Origin of the sequence: uncultured Draconibacterium sp. (assembly GCF_913060805.1) — a bacterium.
Classification (GTDB): Bacteria; Bacteroidota; Bacteroidia; order Bacteroidales; family Prolixibacteraceae; genus Draconibacterium.
The window spans coordinates 86,379-103,930 of the sequence record NZ_CAJXTC010000007.1 but is presented as its reverse complement, the minus strand read 5'-3'; the positions used below and the strand labels follow the sequence as shown (position 1 = coordinate 103,930).

The following is a 17,552-nucleotide window of genomic DNA, read 5'->3' as shown; positions in this document are numbered from 1 at the left end:
CTAAAGTTATTTTCTGTTGGTTATATCTACCTGTTTACAGGTTCAATACGGTACGAATAACTGTACTGTTTATCCAGCATACGGTACTTTTTCAATGGTTTCTGACCCCAGCTGTTGTTTCCGCCAACGCCCCGCTGTTTGTAATCCACCTGAACCGAATAAAACGACCGGTTGGGCAACTGATAAGCATGTGTCGCTTTTTCCAAATCCTCCATTGAATAGGACCAGGCACTTACATTAACAGTAGGAATTCCTGAGATTTTAATTCCACGACCTTCACTATTTACAAAAGTCACCCAACGCACATCAGTTTTATTTCCATTCTCCTGTGGGTAAACATATGAATAACTTTGCTCATCTACTTTTCCTGAATATAAACCAATTCCAGCACCACTTTTCCTATCCTGATAAGTTTCGTACGGACCGCGGCCATACCACTGCATTTGGCTATAGCTATCGGGAATTTGAAATTGCATACCAAAACGTGGTAACTCCGGTACGCCATCTTCCAGTTCCATCTGGCAATTCACCTGTAAAATTCCGGTGTTGTAGATGGTATAAATCACGAAATACTCCGTTCCGAAAACAGGCAATCTGCTCGATACGGAAATTTTTATACTATCATTTCCAAAAGCTTTAGCTTCTACCGTTTCCACTTTACGATCGGTAGATGCCCGGCGCCAACAGGCTAAAGTTTCCTGATATTTACTTCCCTTGTCGTTGTCGTTCGGCACCCTCCAAAAATTCGGTACAATCGGAGTACTCAAAACTTCTTGCCCATCATATTTTATACTTCGAACTTCGCCTTTATTTTTTGATAGTTGAAATTGAAAACCCTCTCCACTAATTTCATAATTATCAGCCGACTCAGAAAGTTGAAGTTCTGCTGCCGGCTTAGTTTTGACTTGTGTATTCGGAAGCACCTCAAATATCTGAAACTGATCCCAGGCCACTATATGTCCAGCTTCCGCCCAACTATTGTTTTGTCTCAGTGAAAAAAGGACGGTAAAAAAATATTCCTGTCCTGATTTCAGATCATAAGCAGAAGAAATTTTTACCTGCTTTTTCATTCCCGGTTCGATATTTAAATTCTGCAGTTTCCCATTTTCAACAACTTCACCATTCTCGAGAATTTGCCAACTACAATCAAAATCTGAAAGGTTAGTGAAATTATACTTGTTCAGAATTTCAACTGTCATATTTTCTGCACTAACCAATTTGGTAGTAACATATTGGTACACTTTCTTCACTTCATATAACGAAGGATTTGGATTCCGATCAGGAGAAACCAGCCCGTTGATACAAAAATTATTGTCGTTGGGTTTATCGCCGAAATCACCACCGTAGGCAAAATATTCAATTCCATTTTCAGTTTTTGTGCGTAATCCCTGATCTACCCAATCCCAGATAAAACCACCGATCAGCGCCGGATATTCTTCAATTGCATCCCAATATTCCTGCAAATTCCCCATCGAATTTCCCATAGCATGTGCATATTCGTTCATCAAAAACGGACGATCCGGCTTTTCTGTTGCGCGCTGAATAATCCAATCCGGCGTAGGATAAGTCTGGCTATCCATGTCAGCCGCTTCATTCATCTGGCGGTACTGTATTGGTCGCGTTGGATCCAAATCGCGAATATGATCCGACATTTTAAAGAAATTATCACCATGTCCTGCTTCATTTCCCAACGACCATAAAACAACGCTTGGATGATTTCTGTCGCGGATTACCATTCGTCCCGCACGTGCTAAAACAGCTGCAGTCCAGTTCGGATCGTTACCCGGTAAAATATCCTTTCCATAGGATACTCCATGTGATTCTACATTGGCCTCATCAACCAAGTAAATTCCGTATTCGTTGCAAAGCCGGTACCATTCGGGTTGGTTCGGATAATGCGAACAGCGCACCGAGTTGATATTATTCTGCTTCATCATCAGAATATCCTTTATCATACTTTCGCGTGTAATTGCACGTCCTCGATCCGGATCATGTTCATGACGGTTCACACCTTTGAATAAAATGGATTTACCGTTAACAAAAAACTCTCCGCCCCTAATCTCAACTTCACGAAATCCTATATCGGTAGAAACCCGCTCCAGTGTTCTTCCATCTGAATCTCTCAGCTCTAAAAGCAGTGTATATAAATTCGGAAATTCAGCCGACCACAATTTCGGATTCTTAATCTTTTGCGAGAGTTCAATTTCCTGCTCTCTATTTTCTGCAATATTGATTTTCTCATTCAATGTTACTACCGACTCATCGGTCCAACTACCCTTTGGAAATAAATAGGCTTTCAGCTCCATCTTCGATAAATCTTTGCCAGTTGTATTTTTCACCTTCGTTTTAATTTTCAGATCGACGTGCTTAAACTGGTCGTCTAAATCAGTTGTCACATAAAAATCGCTGATTGCTATTTTGGGTGTTGTAAACAGATACACATCGCGATAAATCCCACTGAAACGCCACATGTCTTGATCCTCGAGGTAACTACCATCGCTCCAACGATAAACTTCAACTGCCAGTAAGTTTTCCCCCTCTTTTAAATATTCGCTGATATTAAATTCCGCAGGTGTCATACTTCCCTGGCTGTACCCCACTTTTTCACCATTCACCCAAATATAAAAAGCACTTTTCACTCCATCGAAATGAAGAAATATGTTTTGATTTTTATCCCAATCTGCGGGAATGGTAAAGATTCTCTGGTACGACCCAACCGGGTTATTATCGTGTTGAATGTATGGCGGGTTTGCTTTAAAAGGATAAACAGTATTCGTATAAATAGGGATTCCGTAGCCGTGCATTTGCCAATTGGAAGGCACCGGTAACTCATCCCAATTTGTGAGATCATAATCCGTACGGTAAAAATCCACAGGCCGGTCAGCCGGTTTGGCACTCCAACGGAAATTCCAGATTCCGTTCAGTGATTTTACAAACGGGCTTGCTTCCTTACTAAAGTCAATAAGTTTCCCTTCAGTTTTTAGAGGTATAAATTCAGCCCTGCCCGGTTCTTTATTGATCTCGAAAATTGTTGAATTTTCCCAATCATTCTGTGCCCAAACACTTGAAAACTGACAAATAAACAAACAGGTAATAAAAACTAATAAGCGTATTTTATATTTTCTCATATGATTTAATTTAACCACCATCCGGCATTATTTTAATACCAATAGTGCTGAATGACTACTAGTTAGCCTCTAAACTCATTTAATTAATTACTCCTTACAGAACTCTTTTTTAAACGGCCGGGAACCACCTTTTTTGATCGTAAAAAGAAAAAATATCCGGCCAGAATAATTGTTACAACACACCCTATAAATACCGACAAAGAATAGGGCAACATCAAACCTTCTGGTGCAACCAAAATATAAGTCGTCACCACTGCGGACATAAAAATTGCGGGTATAAGTGCGATCCAAAAGTTCTCGCCTCTGATAAGCATATAAACTGAGGCAGTCCAAAGTACAATGGTTGCCAGCGTTTGGTTCGACCACCCAAAATATCGCCAAATAATATCGAAGTTGATTGTTGTAAGCATGATTGCCACAATAAAAATGGGAATGGTTATAACAAGCCGTTGCACCAGTTTCCCCTGCTTAAAATTGAATGTATCGGCAATGGTTAATCGTGCACTCCGAAATGCAGTGTCGCCCGATGTAATTGGGGCTGCAACCACTCCGATAATCGCGAGCAATCCGCCTATTTTTCCCAGCATGGTGTCACAAATCTGGTTGACCACCCAGGCTGCATTGTGCCCCGGCTGAGCCATTGTTTCGCCTAATTCGCGCACTCCTCCAAAGAAAGCCATGGCAGCAGCAGCCCAAATCAATGCAACAATTCCTTCTGTGATCATAGCTCCATAAAATATCTTCTTCCCATCAGCTTCATTCGACAGGCAGCGGGCCATTAATGGCGATTGCGTAGAATGAAAACCCGAAATCGCTCCACAAGCTATAGTAATAAACAACATCGGAAATACTGGGAATTTACCGGGATTCGCATGCATATTGGAAAACGTTGACGGAGTAAGGTCGGGAATCGAATAATTTCCGAAAAGTAATACTGCAAAAATTCCTACTGCCATTACCAGTAACGAACCGCCAAAGAATGGATATATTTTCCCAATTAATTTATCGATGGGAATCATGGTGGCCAGAATGTAATAAAGGAATATGATGAAGATCCAATAAAAGGCTTTTACACCCGAAAGTCCGGCAAGAATTGTTGCAGGGCCTTTTACAAAAACCACCCCAACCAAAATCAGCAATACTAACGCGAAAATCCGCATGAAATTCTTCACGCCAACACCCAGATATTTCCCTACAATTTCGGGAATACTTTCTCCTTCATGCCGTACTGAAAGCATGCCCGAAAAATAATCGTGCACTCCTCCTGCAAAAACGGAACCCAAAACAATCCAGATAAAAGCTACCGGCCCCCACATTGCTCCGGCAATAGCGCCAAAAATTGGTCCAAGGCCAGCAATATTCAAAAACTGAATCAAAAAGATTTTACTTGTTTTCAGAGGCACATAATCCACTCCGTCATTCTTTTCAATTGCAGGAGTTGGCCTTGTCTGGTCACTTTTAAAATTGCGGTCAACATAGCCTCCGTAAATAAAATACCCCGCTACCAAAACCGCTACCGAAATAATAAATGTAATCATCTTAAATCCTATTTTATTTCCAAAACCTTTTGCGTTAAAGTGCGCACATAGGCATCTTTATCCTTTAAAAAGTTATTTAACAGTGTCTCGATTTCTCTATTCTCAAAAAAATCCGGTTGATAAAGCTGGTAGACCAAGTTGAGCGAGGTAACCTGAAGTTTTCCCTCTTTTACAAATCGCAGAAGTTGCAGGAAAATTTCTTCCAAAACACCTCCATTTTCTATAAGTCGCCAAATCAGTTCAACATTTGTTCTTGCCGAGAAAAAAGGCATTTCATCGACTAGCTGCTTTTTAACCTGCTCATCTTTCAACTCATCTTTCTGAAAATAATCCAGTGCGGTTTCTGCCAGCAAGTCATCTTCTGATTTTATGAATATTATGATCCGTGGATAAAACTCTGCGTGATACTCCCTGTGCTTTTCAATTGTTTCAATCGCCCAGATAATTTTTTCGGACTTGTTTGAACTAAGCATTTGCGTTAGAAAATCAGCATCAGTCCGTTCATCCAGCAAGCGAAATATTTCCTGTTGTGTAGGGCCATAAACCGTGTGCCAAAGCGTATGACACGAGTAAACCGCATCTTTCACCACAACCTCTGCCAAAGCCGGCTGAGTAGCTGCCGTATAGCCATCCAGTTCATAAGGATTTTTTATCGAATCAGGAATAATTACCAAATCCTCCTGTTTTAATTTTTTAAGAATGGACGAAGGATCTTTTAAAATATCATCCAGTTTAATGTAGTCTTTGTGCTCAAAAATGGTGTGATCTGATTTTGTCAATGGCTCGTCCTCTGGCACTTGAAAGCCGAGATAATTACCGGCGCCATCCCAAAATAGCCAGAGACGGATCATTTTGCATTTCCCCGAAATACATACGTCTTTATAAAAATGCCGGCCAAACCACAGCGGCATTCCATTGGCATCCTGCAATTCAATAATTTGCTGATCAGAAGAAGCATCGGCAGTGTCATTAAACGTGTGCAAAACGCGCTCGCCTTCCCAGTCCAGAAAGTTTTCCTGTGTACTTTCCACGTCTAAATAGGAAAGACAGAACAATCCGCCGAAGACGATCACAACCAGAATCCACAAACGCTTAGCCATATTTCTATACTCTGCCACGTTTTTTATGTGCTAATATTTTCTTCGTAATTCCAGAGCGTTTAAAACGGGATACCCTTCCACAGCCTCGAAACGAATATTCAACGAATTGCCTTTTACATACATCGGAATTTTAAAACTCACAGCAGTGTTAATGCCATAATCTTTAGCCATATTCAAATGATCGAGTACTAGTTTATCGTTGATGTACACATTAAAAATCCGTTTTGTGTTTTTAGCCACTTCTCCACTTTTCATGCCTACTTCGTACTGACTGATCGTTTGTCCATTTTCTACGGCGATCTCGGCAAAATGTAAAGTTACTTCATATTCCCCTGTTGGAACATCGGCTTTAAAAGACCCAATGTCTTCTTGTTGAGTTTGAAAGATCGGATCATTTGAAGTACCAAAAATCTCTTTATTTGCACCATAACTTTTCCCATTATTTAGCCGAAAAGTTTCGCCACCAACTGTTCCCCAGCTTCCCTTTTCATATTCCTTCGAAGGAATCCAAACCTCATTGGTCAGGTCGTCCCAAAATTCTCTGACATCGCCAAACGAAATGCATAATTTCTGATTTACATTAAACGTTGAAACCTGGTTGGGCTGAATTTTAAACTGTATTTTATGAAAATCCTGAACTCCGGAAGCAGCTTTTACCTGCAGGATATTGCTACCATTCGTAAATGGCACCTCCCAACTGGCGACAAAATTATCAATCGTTTTAACGCCCAACGAAACTCCATTTTGAAACAACTCAACCTCCGGCTGATTGCTGTATACTTCTATTCGTTTTGTACAAATATTTTCGTTGTCGCGATCTGCAATACCCGAACGAAAAGGAGAAATCTTCGATGCAACTGCCACAAAAGGCTTTTTTAATAAGGCCGCCTGATAATATAAATACGAATCTTTTGGGCGACGGTCGTGGCTCATCAGTCCTTTGCTGTTGATGTGAGGATCGGAGTCGCCCCTGTATTCAGAGCTAAAATCAGCCAAATTCCATACGTTTGCACCAACAACAAAATCACGCTTCATTATCTCTTTTATGTAGTGCTGATGATAAACCTGTTCGTATTCCAATGAGAAGTCAAAACGTTCAGGATGGTCGGAGCGCAAACGTGGGTCTGCACCGGCACCGTATTCGGTAACAATAACCGGCTTATCCGGCAGTATCCAATGATGCATCTCAAGGTATTCCTGAAACTTATTTAAATCGTCGCCATACCAACCCTGATACAGGTTCCAACCCACAATCATCGGGATCTTCGTGAGCCCGACATTGTTGTATTTCCAGAAATCGCCATGATTAGGAATCATTGTATATCGCTCACTATCCAGGCTACGAGCTATCAAATCCAGCTCTCCGGCCAAATGACACAAATTCTCTATATAAATTTCACGTCTTTCCGGTTGTTTGCTGTATAAATCGTTGATCAAAACTTCGTTCATATAAGCCCAGATTACAACTGAAGGATGATTGAAATTCTGATGAATCATCTCCTTCATCATGTGCTTGCAATTGTTATAAAAGGCTTCCGATTCAGTAATGTAATTTACAATCGGAATTTCAACAGAAGTAATTATTCCAATCTTGTCACACAATTCAAGGATTCTAGGATCTTGCGGATAATGCGCAATCCGAAGGTAGTTAGCTCCCATTTCTTTCAGATAGCGCACATCATTTTCGTGCAAGGCATCGGGTAAGGCATTTGCCAGCCCCTGATAATCCTGATGCCTGTTTGGTCCTATCAATTTGCAAAATTCACCGTTGATATAAAAACCCTTTTCGGCATCAAATTCGTACCACCGCACTCCATATGCTGATGAAACTTCGTCAATAACTTCATCAGAACCTGATTCGCACAACAGACATTCCACCTGGTACAAATAGGGAGAATCAGGGGACCATAAATTTGGCGCTTCCAATTCCGGCATATCGGCCAAAAACTCTTCTGTTTCATTTGCCGAAACTGAAATTTCACGGTCGAATTTACTTACAATGTTTCCATTGGCATCGTTTATAGAAATAGAAACTTTTACATCTTTCTTTTTATCTGAATCGTTTTGAACAAGTGCCTGAACCTTAATCTTGGCCTTCTTTTCGGAGACTTCCGGTGAAGAAATGTATACCCCCAACGAGCCATATTCGTTTAAAGCAAAATGAACCGAAGGAGTGGCAATCAAATGCACATCGCGGTAAATCCCTCCCATAAAACTGAAATCGGCACTCAAAGTAGGAATGTCTTTACTAAATCTGTTATTTACTTTTACGAAGATGATGTTCGTGCCATCGTCGTTCAAAAAGGCAGAAATTGGAACAACAAACCCGGTGTAACCTCCTTTGTGTGTGCCTGCCAGTTGATTGTTAACATACACCTCAGCCTCTTGATTTACTCCCTCGAAATACAGCGAATACTCCTGCCCTTTCAGCAAATTAGTCAGCTCCTTTCGGTAACAGGTTTCGCCACGATAATAACCCGTTGGCTCGTCATAAATATCTTCTGTGTTGTACGAGTGTGGAATGGTTAAATTGTCCCATTTTACCGTTTCCCACATCTCGGGCCCTTCTAATTCTCCTTTGTAAAACTTCCATTTATTATTGATCGTTAAATCAATTCGTGCCGCCTGAGACATTGTACTTAGCAACAACAGCAACAGGCTTATTATTAGTTCATTTGATTTCATTACAAGTTTATTCGAGTCAGAAATTTAAGTATTAATTCTTTGGCGTTGTTTCCAGTTCGAGAGCTCCCTGAAGCCCCTCCTTGGAGTTTGGTCCCAGCCAAAGTTGAAATTCTCCGGCTTCAAGCTTTGGTTCGAAGTTTTCATCCAACACACACAGTTCTTCCGGTTTTAGTATAAAACTTACCAGTTTTGACTCACCAGCGTCCAGCCAAATCTTTTTAAATCCTTTCAGTTCTTTAACAGGACGCGTTGTTGAGCCGACCAAATCGCGGATATACAATTGAACCACTTCTTCTCCGGCCAACTCACTTTCGTTGGTAATTTTAGCCTGAATTACTAATGAATCGTTGGTATAAAGTGTTTTTGCCGATAAGTGCAAAGCATCATATTTAAACGAAGAGTAACTTAGTCCGTAACCGAAAGGGAAAAGCGGCTGAGCATTCAAATCTTCATAATCGTTAGACTGTGGTCTGCCACTACTCCGGTGATTATAAAATACTGGCAGTTGTCCCACTGATTTTGGGAAACTGGTGGTTAATCTTCCCGCCGGATTGTATTTTCCATACAGCACATCGGCTAATGAATTTCCGGCTTCAGTTCCCGGATGCCAGGCCAGTAATACAACATCCGATACCGGGACAACATTACTTAAATCCAATGGCCGCCCGTTAAAGATTACCGTGATAACCGGCTTTCCACTTTTGGCTAGTTTCTTTAGCAACTCCTCCTGATCTTTGTATAGCTGAATATCTGAACGGCTATGATTTTCGCCAAACATATTATAAGGTTCTCCCAGGCAAACAATTACTACATCGGTTGCATTGGTCACTTTTGTTGTTACCTGAAGTCCGTGAGGGGCATTAGCTTTTAAGCCGTCTAACGGCGTAATCACATCGCTAGTTTTTCCTGTGGATTTCCACCAACCCATTAACTCCGATTCTTCGGCAAAAGGACCAAGAACAGCTACCGATTTTATTTTCTCGGTAAGCGGAAGTACATGTTTTTCATTTTTTAAAAGCACCATCGACTCGCGACCAGCTTTACGCGCAAACTCCCTTGATTCTTTTGTAAGTAATTCACGGCTCATCCGGGTTGTATCAACATAAGGATTTTGAAACAGTCCCTTTTTCATTTTCACAAAAAGAATTCGTTTAACTGCTTCGTCAATTATCGATTCCGGAAACTGACCATTTTCAACCAGACCTTTCAATTTTCGGTAGGTCAGTGTTTTCATTTCCATATCAACGCCTCCCTCCAGAGCCCTGACAGCGGCACTTACTGAATCAGCGGCATAACCATGCAGAATTAATTCTGAGACCGCGTCCCAGTCGCTAACCACGAAACCTTCAAAGCCCCATTTTTCTTTTAGTGTTTCGCGCAGGTATTTTTTATTTGCCGACGACGGCACACCGTTTATATCGTTGAAAGAACTCATCACCGTTAAAGCACCGGCTTCAACCCCCGCTTTAAACGATGGCAAATAAACTTCGTGCATGCTTCTTTCAGAGATATCAGTATATTGATAATCGCGTCCCCCCATGGCAACACCGTATCCAACAAAGTGTTTCATGCAGGCAACCACGCTTCTTTCATCAGTTAAATCCTCGCCCTGAAATCCTTTAACAGCAGCAGCTCCAAGCACTGAATTCAAATAAGTATCCTCACCGTAACTTTCAGCAATTCTTCCCCAGCGCGGGTCTCGCGAGACATCTACCATCGGCGCGAAAGTCCAGTCGACACCGGAAGCAGAAGATTCCAACGCGGCAATAGAAGCTGCCTTGCGAACCAGTTCCGGATTCCAGCTACACGATTGAGCCAGCGAAGTGGGAAAAATCGTACGAAATCCATGAATTACGTCGTGGCCGAAAATGATCGGAATTCCTAATCGAGAACCTTCAACAGCAGCTTGCTGTATGCGGTTTCGCTCTTCCGGTGAAACAAAATTGGTTCCTCCGTTTAACACCGACCCAACCTTTCCGGCCTTAATATCATCAAGTAATTCCTGATCTATATCCTCAACAAATCGCTGAGAGAGTTGCCCCAGCTTTTCGTTCAGGGTCATTTGAGCAACAAGTCCATTTATCCGACTGTTTAATGGATCGTTACCCTTTTCATTTTGGGTGCACGCTGTTGCAAAACCAATAAACAAAACAATTACTATCGCCAGCTGTATATAACTGGTGAGTTTTCTATCATTAACCATTTAATGCTGTTTTGTGTAATTCTACTTTTTGGGTCCTAAAGTTCTTCCCATGTTATATTCCTGTGCATTCTCCATGTCGTACTTACCAACTCCATTATCAATTAAACTTTTTAGCTCACCCAAATAGTTTTCGTAAACTCCGCGCGGATTAGTATCATGTTCAGTTGCAATAGATGCGGCCATTCCTACTACTTCGCCCATCATCCCTGTGGTACGCATCACGCGAACCGTTCCCAACGCAACATGCGTTACACTAATATTTCGTCCGGCCATAAAAAGGTTATCCACATTGCGCGAATAAAAGCAACGATAAGGAATTGGATATAAATGAATGGTTTTATGAACAGCAATTGATTTAAATTCATTTTCAGGAAAGTGTTTGGTATTTATAGGATCGGGGTAATGCAAATCGATACTCCATGAAGTTGGTGCTGAGCCATCAGGATAAACCACATAATCAGTAAGATCCTGCTCTTTTAGAATCACATCTCCCATTAATCGCCTCGACTCTCTCTTTCCAGCAACATAGGCCACCCAGGCAAGTTTTCGGTTTTGGTATTTATCTTTCTCCGCACTGTGATTTTTTAGGAATGACCAGTTGGAATACACGACCAACAATCCATAATCTCTGATTCGTTCGAATTCTGAAATCTGATCATAGTTCATACCGGTTTCCCAGGTCCATTCTCCCATTGTTACGTGCTGTGTATTTGCTTGATTAAATTCAACTCCATATTGAAAATCAGGAAATGAACTTGCATTTTCACCTTCGCGCGAATACCACTGAACAGAAGCACCCATCGTCATACCGTCAGCAACTTCTGGGGCACTGGGTTCGTCGTATTCATTCCGTCCTTCACGGCCCATTGCAAAGTCGGCTCCTGCCAAATAACCAATGGTTCCGTCACCGGTACAATCGGCAAACAAGGGAGCAGAAAAAGATAATTCTTCCGAGGTTTCGATATTTTTAGCAATTACCTGTGTAATCCGCGAACTTTTCTTTTTTACAGCAAAAGCCCGACAACTTGCAAACAATGTAATATTTTCTTCAGCCAGTACCATGCTCATTTTCTTATCATCTTCGTAATAAGCTGCAGGCTGGGCGTTTCCTTCTTTGGTTGGCCCAATTTCATTAACGATCTTACCCAGTGAAGGATTAGGCTCAACCATAACTCTACCGCCCAAATGTACACGAACCTCAGAACTGTTATTTCCTCCTAAAACCGGGCGATCCTGAATAAGTGCCACTTTTATTCCCAGTCGGGCACCGGATATTGCAGCAGACACTCCAGCCACACCGCCACCGACTACCACTAAATCAAATTCACCCGCATCTGTTGGTTTTTTGGGTAAACCAAGCAGTTTATTTCTGAACCTGGTCAGCGACGCCAAATCTGCAGGAGGTACAACATCGCCTTTTGTAAGATAAATTGCATCTACACGGCCGTTAAAGCCGGTCAGATCGTGTAAACTTAGCGTTACTTCTTTATTCGGTATGTTCACCTCTCCGGCTCTTTGCCACATCCACTCAGAACCTGAATTTCCTAAAACATCGCCTACAGGATTACCGTTGATCAAGAGTTTGAACTTCCCGGGACCTTCGCCTTTATACCATGGCGAAGTCCAGTTGAACGTGCGTACAAAAACCTTGTATTCTCCGGTTGAAGGAACCATAATTGTTGCTTTTGCATCGGGCACAGGAACTCCCATTCCATGGGCCATCAGATACGACGATCCCATTAGGTCCATAAATTGCTGATCGACAACCCAGCCACCTTTCTCACTGAAACTTTCGGCTTCAATAAGCACTGAGTTTTTTTGTGCTGAAAGCAAAAATGAGCAAAATAAAAAAGTAATTAAGAATGTGTATTTCATAGCTTTATTGATTTTTTCCTGTAACATGTATATTCCGTTTTTCAGATATTTACTTTTATAATGCTGTTTTATCCAATTTGTACCAGCCATTATTGTTCCCCTTCCGAAATTTATTCAGATAGCCATACTTGAAAAGAAACTCATCGGTGAGTTTTCTAATGGTGTAAAATTCCTGTGTCAAAGTCTTCGAATAATAAAAAATCGGGTGTCCGGCTCCTTCAATAAGATGTAGTTCACACTCAACTCCATTTTCTTCCATACGCGCCTGAAATACCTTGGCAGTATTTACCGGAATATACGGATCTTCAGTTCCCAGAATAAAAAGTGCCGGTGGCGTTTCTGAATCGATATTATGCAGAGGCGATATTTTCTGATAGTTACTTCTAATCGTGTCGGGGCCATAACCATTTTCACTGTTGTCGATAACCGGGTAATACAACAGCAATAAATTCGGTTTACAATCATTTGCTCCCTCCTCTCTCAGCGTTCCGGTAGCGGCTGCCAAGTGCCCACCGGCAGAAGCCCCTGCTGCAACAATACGCCGCGGATCAATGTCCCACTCATCGGCATTTGCACAAACCCAGCGAATTGCATCTTTGGCATCTTCCACACTTTCAAATGGTGTTGAGTGGTTAAGGTAATTGATACGGTAATCGGCAGAAATAGCTACAAATCCTTTTGATGCGTAATAGGCACATTCGCGATAAAACTGCAAGGGCGTTCCCAGGTTCCAGCCACCGGCGAAAAAGAATACAATCGCCGGATGCTTCTGCTTTTCAGAGAAATCTTCAGGATTAAAAATATGAAGATCTAAACTTCCTTGTTTTGTAGTTTTATAATTTACTACTTCCGGTTGAAAAGCATGTGCAGGCTCTGGTAGAATCTCTTTTAAAGTCTCAAACCATACATTAGCCATTAATTCAGCACCATCAGAATTTGGATGCACTTTATCGTTGATGCTATGCTTTTCCCATTTAAAACCTTTTGACTGATCTACTAAAATAACATTTGGAAGATTCAACTCATCCACCATCTTCTCAATCTTCTGATTCAACTCAGGGAGATAGGCATATTTAGGCAACTTGCCACTTTCAATAACGTTTGCAACCAGAACTTTTGCATCAGGATTAATGGCCAATATTTTGGTAATTATTGATTTTTGAGCCTTCACAATTCCTTGAACCGGACTTTCGGAATTAAAATGGTTGTGACCGGAATGAAGCAACACCACATCAGCCGGAAATGTGCGGTAAATGCTATCGGTTTGTGTGTCCAGAAACTCAGCATCTTTTCCGCTAAAACCACAATGTTTAATTTGCCCGATGCGACATTTACTACTTCGCGGCCCGATAAAATCGACCTGGTAGCCAGCGGTAAATAAACGCTCCCACAACGGAAACAGATACGAATGAAAAGCTTCTCCTCCTTCGGTAATCGAATCTCCCAAACCAAGGAGTGTTATTCGTTTGGTTTGTTTTAAATTCTGTTCCTTTTGTTTTTCCACATTACATGCACATAAACCGAAAATTAAAACAAGGATTATGAAACAGGAACCATATAATGGCATCTTTATCTGCATGCTAACAAACTCAGGAAATTTATTCTAATCTTCAACGGTATATTCATATAAACAGTAAGAAAACTCGTCAGGTAACTCTAACTGTATTTCATGGTTTGAATCAGGCATGGTTTCAATTCGTTTCCCCTGGCCTAAAACGGGTGTCAACACTATATTTTTTTTCTCAGGCAACAGTGTTTTCATCAACCGGGATGCTTCCTTGTTTTTCTCACGAAAGACCAGTACATAACCGCTTTTTTCATCTTTAACCGACTGAAAACCTGTCCAGCCATAACCACTGGGTTCGTCTCCAATAGGATAAATATCGCCTGTGTGAATATCGGCCTGAATGCTGCGGTATTTTTTTATGACACCTCCAATATTCATTGCTTCTTCCGGCAAACCGGTTCCTTCAAACCAGGCCAGTGGCTGCGCCATCATGGTAATTGCAAATTGGTACTCGAACGGAATGAAATACGGCGCCAATGGATCATCTTCGCCATAAACGGCTTTATTGCGCCATTTATTCAGAAACTCAATCTGGAAATTTCTGGTAGGAACATAGGCAGATAGTTGCCACAAATTTCGAAGCGTCCAGTGCGGATAATAATTCCCCCAATCGGTATAGCGATTTTCAAGGAAAATATTGCCGTATGAACTCAGGTAATGATACCCGGCTCGGTTGCCGGCTGTAGCATCCAGATTGATTACAATATTTCCATCGGACTCGGTTGACACTTTATCAAAAAGCATTCGTAAACGATGATCAGCAAGCTTGTCGGGCAACATCGTTCCATCAATTTTAAAGTATCGAATGGAATAAGTGTGATATAAATTCAGAATAATTTCTGCATCCATCTCCCAGTTTTCATAACTATTATAATTACTTGGAGCAAACCAAAGCCCAAGCTGAATATTCTTTTTTCGGGCATATTCTACGATTGGTTTAAAGCCATTTGGCAAACGTTCTGCATGAGGTTCCCAGTCTTCTTTCGACCACAAATCCCATTTATCTCCGGCCGCCTGAGCAGAGTTTTGCGAAAGTCCCTGTTGCCAGCCATCGTCGACCTGAAAATGTGAAACACCTAACTTTTCGCAGGCATCCAATTCGGCTTTTAAAAACGCTTCGCTGATGCTGGCATCCTTGTTTCTGTCACCCCAGGTATTCATCATGATCATTTCATCGCGTTCGGCAAAAGTTCTGCGAATTGATTTCTGATATGAATGCAAAGCGTGTGTAAAACCACGTTCGGAGCCATCAAAAACGCCAACCACTGAACCGTAAAGTTTTATCCATTCGCCTTTAATTAAGGCTTGGTTTGAAATACCGGCACCGACAACACTTATCGAATTTCGGGCCGACTTAAAATCATAGCCGGGATAACTTAACTGCACAAATGAGCAAGGCGCTTTCTTCAGTATAAAAACACCCGGTTCGCCGAATTCAGAAGAAGTAATCTGCAACAAATTACCTTTTAACTCCACAGGATTTGTAAATGCCACCGCGTCCTCTTCTTTTACAAGGTTATTATTCTGATCGGTTCTATCGAAAAATTCAACAGCTTTCAAATGCGGATACTTTATACTTGTTTCGATATTTTCAAGTATAACCGGTGTTTGCAGAAAGTTTTCCGTCCTATCAAAATCAGAATCCTCCGCTATCCAAAGATAATTTTCGCACTCGATTGCCGGCACATTCTCAAGGATCCGAAATATACGTTTCAGTTTAAAAGTTCCATAATCAAGTATAACCTCTGCCTTTAAATAGGCGTAATGCAGATTGTTAGCAGCAAGCTCTTCTGTTTTAAAGGATGATTCCTTTAACGAAATTTTTTCGGTAATACGAAATGCAGGATTGCTCGCTGTTTTAAGCAGATTCTTACCACTTTGAATATCTGTCAAATTTAAAGCTAACAACTCTCCATTATTCCAGAGGAATTGTCGTTTTATTAATGAATTCGAAAGTGTTAATGTGTCGTTTTTCAGGATTGCCCGTGTTTGAGCATTCCCTGTATAAAAACAAGCAACCATAAATAATCCACTTACCAGTACCCTAAAAACAGTTTTACTGCCTGCATATAAAATATTCATTGACTATGGTTTAAGTTGTTTAAATTCTTTCTTGTATATATACCCTTTAAAAACGAGCAAAGGACAATCGATCTGACGTTCAAAAACAAGAAAAAGGCTACACAAAAGAATTGGATACTTCTACAGAATTCTAGCTCAATTTGATAGCAATTCTGATCCAATAATTCAAAATACGATTATGCAGCCTTTCCTCTCCTCTATTCCCTATAAGCTACTGTCTACCTAAAGCTTAGCATATACTTCAATTTCCATTATTCTCACCATGTTGTCTTCGTAATCGGGAACAAAAATCCGCACTTTATCTGTACTAATTTCCTCATCAAAAGTTCCGGTGTAGGTTTCCCCTAAAAAGTTATTCACTTCAGTAGCATTTACCCATTCACCACTAACATTTACCTGGAAATAAAAATTTGGAATAAGGTACTGGTTGTATAGGTATTTGTACACCTTAAACGAAGTTAAACTATATTCTCGTCCCAAATCAATTTCAATCCAGTGTTCCAGTCCTGCATCGGAAACGGTTATCCATCGCGAGGCAGAAGAAATAACACCATCAACAGCATTCGATCCCTCAAATCCTTCTCTGAGGAAACTGCTCGCGGTAACGATTTTCTTCAGTGCTACATTCTGAATGATCTCAACTGAAGACGATGCTGTAAAGAACGTATCGATTGCTCCTTCCTCGGGCAAATACATTGTCCTGAAAGTTGCTCCCTTTTCAATATTATAATCATCAATTACCGTTTGTGTACCATCTTCATTCAATATTTCGATAACTTTTTCTTCATCTCCTTCGAAATAAGTCATTTCAACACCTATGTCTCTGACTGACATTGGATCTCCCCAGGTAATGATTAACTGGTTGTTATCTGCATTGTATGATGTTTCTTTTACAAACCGTTGAACTAGGGTGGATTGAAACATTGAACCATAAACGTTTCCGATCTGATCGAAAACAACTGATGTAAGGCCATCTTTATCATTTGAAACTAATTGAAATGTATAACTTCCCTCAGTCATTGGAGTTTCATCTCCAACACTAACATCAATACTTTCAGAAGCCAAGTGTTCAGGAATTGGCACCACTACAGAATCACGTTTTTCATCCCAATAGATTTTTAATTCTTTAGCTCTTGGATCAGTAATCCAATAGCGTAAATCAAATCGCTCATTGCCGGCAAAAACTTTGGCAGAATCAACGCGTCCGATGTAAATAATTTCACCATCTCGCAGATATTGATCATGAACATCATTCATATCTGAACAAGAAAGCAGAATCATAAACATGGATACGAATATCAATCCTAAATATTTTATATTTTTCATGTGTTTTAATTCTAAATTTTAATGATTTTGATGAAATCGGTTCTGCTT

General features: G+C 40.9%; 9 protein-coding genes. All 9 read right to left on the bottom strand.

The window, feature by feature from the left end; all coding sequences use genetic code 11:
- Positions 1 to 26 precede the first annotated feature (26 nt).
- The 9 genes from QZ576_RS05865 to QZ576_RS05825 all read right to left on the bottom strand — a co-directional run bounded on the left by QZ576_RS05865 (position 27) and on the right by QZ576_RS05825 (position 17,504).
- Positions 27 to 3,128, bottom strand: a complete 3,102-nt coding sequence (locus QZ576_RS05865; protein WP_297095029.1) for a glycoside hydrolase family 2 TIM barrel-domain containing protein — start codon at positions 3,126 to 3,128, stop codon at positions 27 to 29.
- A gap of 83 nt (positions 3,129 to 3,211) precedes the next feature.
- The gene (locus QZ576_RS05860) at positions 3,212 to 4,666 is read right to left on the bottom strand and encodes a carbon starvation protein A (protein ID WP_297095026.1); all 1,455 of its coding nucleotides are present in this window, start codon (positions 4,664 to 4,666) and stop codon (positions 3,212 to 3,214) included.
- 8 nt (positions 4,667 to 4,674) lie between these two features.
- The gene (locus tag QZ576_RS05855) at positions 4,675 to 5,784 is read right to left on the bottom strand and encodes a hypothetical protein (protein WP_297095024.1); all 1,110 of its coding nucleotides are present in this window, start codon (positions 5,782 to 5,784) and stop codon (positions 4,675 to 4,677) included.
- A 12-nt stretch (positions 5,785 to 5,796) separates the two neighbouring features.
- A complete protein-coding gene (locus QZ576_RS05850; protein ID WP_297095022.1) occupies positions 5,797 to 8,451 on the bottom strand; it encodes a glycoside hydrolase family 2 TIM barrel-domain containing protein in 2,655 nt (884 codons plus the stop codon).
- A 31-nt stretch (positions 8,452 to 8,482) separates the two neighbouring features.
- Positions 8,483 to 10,654, bottom strand: coding sequence for a glycoside hydrolase family 3 N-terminal domain-containing protein (locus QZ576_RS05845; protein WP_297095020.1), 2,172 nt, complete (start codon positions 10,652 to 10,654; stop codon positions 8,483 to 8,485).
- Between the two features lie 21 nt (positions 10,655 to 10,675).
- Positions 10,676 to 12,529, bottom strand: a complete 1,854-nt coding sequence (locus QZ576_RS05840) for an FAD-dependent oxidoreductase (protein WP_297095018.1) — start codon at positions 12,527 to 12,529, stop codon at positions 10,676 to 10,678.
- 55 nt (positions 12,530 to 12,584) lie between these two features.
- Entirely contained in the window at positions 12,585 to 14,033 is a 1,449-nt protein-coding gene (locus QZ576_RS05835; protein WP_297095016.1) for an alpha/beta hydrolase fold domain-containing protein, read from the bottom strand.
- 99 nt (positions 14,034 to 14,132) lie between these two features.
- A complete protein-coding gene (locus QZ576_RS05830; RefSeq protein WP_297095014.1) occupies positions 14,133 to 16,178 on the bottom strand; it encodes an alpha-galactosidase in 2,046 nt (681 codons plus the stop codon).
- 222 nt (positions 16,179 to 16,400) lie between these two features.
- Positions 16,401 to 17,504, bottom strand: coding sequence for a DUF4998 domain-containing protein (locus QZ576_RS05825; protein ID WP_297095013.1), 1,104 nt, complete (start codon positions 17,502 to 17,504; stop codon positions 16,401 to 16,403).
- Positions 17,505 to 17,552 lie beyond the last annotated feature (48 nt).

What these genes read in the sequence shown, in the direction of transcription:
- QZ576_RS05845 (WP_297095020.1), bottom strand. Translation starts at nt 10,654, where the DNA reads ATGGTTAATGATAGAAAACTCACCAGTTATATACAGCTGGCGATAGTA.
- QZ576_RS05850 (WP_297095022.1), bottom strand. Translation starts at nt 8,451, where the DNA reads ATGAAATCAAATGAACTAATAATAAGCCTGTTGCTGTTGTTGCTAAGT.
- QZ576_RS05860 (WP_297095026.1), bottom strand. Translation starts at nt 4,666, where the DNA reads ATGATTACATTTATTATTTCGGTAGCGGTTTTGGTAGCGGGGTATTTT.
- QZ576_RS05865 (WP_297095029.1), bottom strand. Translation starts at nt 3,128, where the DNA reads ATGAGAAAATATAAAATACGCTTATTAGTTTTTATTACCTGTTTGTTT.
- QZ576_RS05825 (WP_297095013.1), bottom strand. Translation starts at nt 17,504, where the DNA reads ATGAAAAATATAAAATATTTAGGATTGATATTCGTATCCATGTTTATG.
- QZ576_RS05830 (WP_297095014.1), bottom strand. Translation starts at nt 16,178, where the DNA reads ATGAATATTTTATATGCAGGCAGTAAAACTGTTTTTAGGGTACTGGTA.
- QZ576_RS05840 (WP_297095018.1), bottom strand. Translation starts at nt 12,529, where the DNA reads ATGAAATACACATTCTTAATTACTTTTTTATTTTGCTCATTTTTGCTT.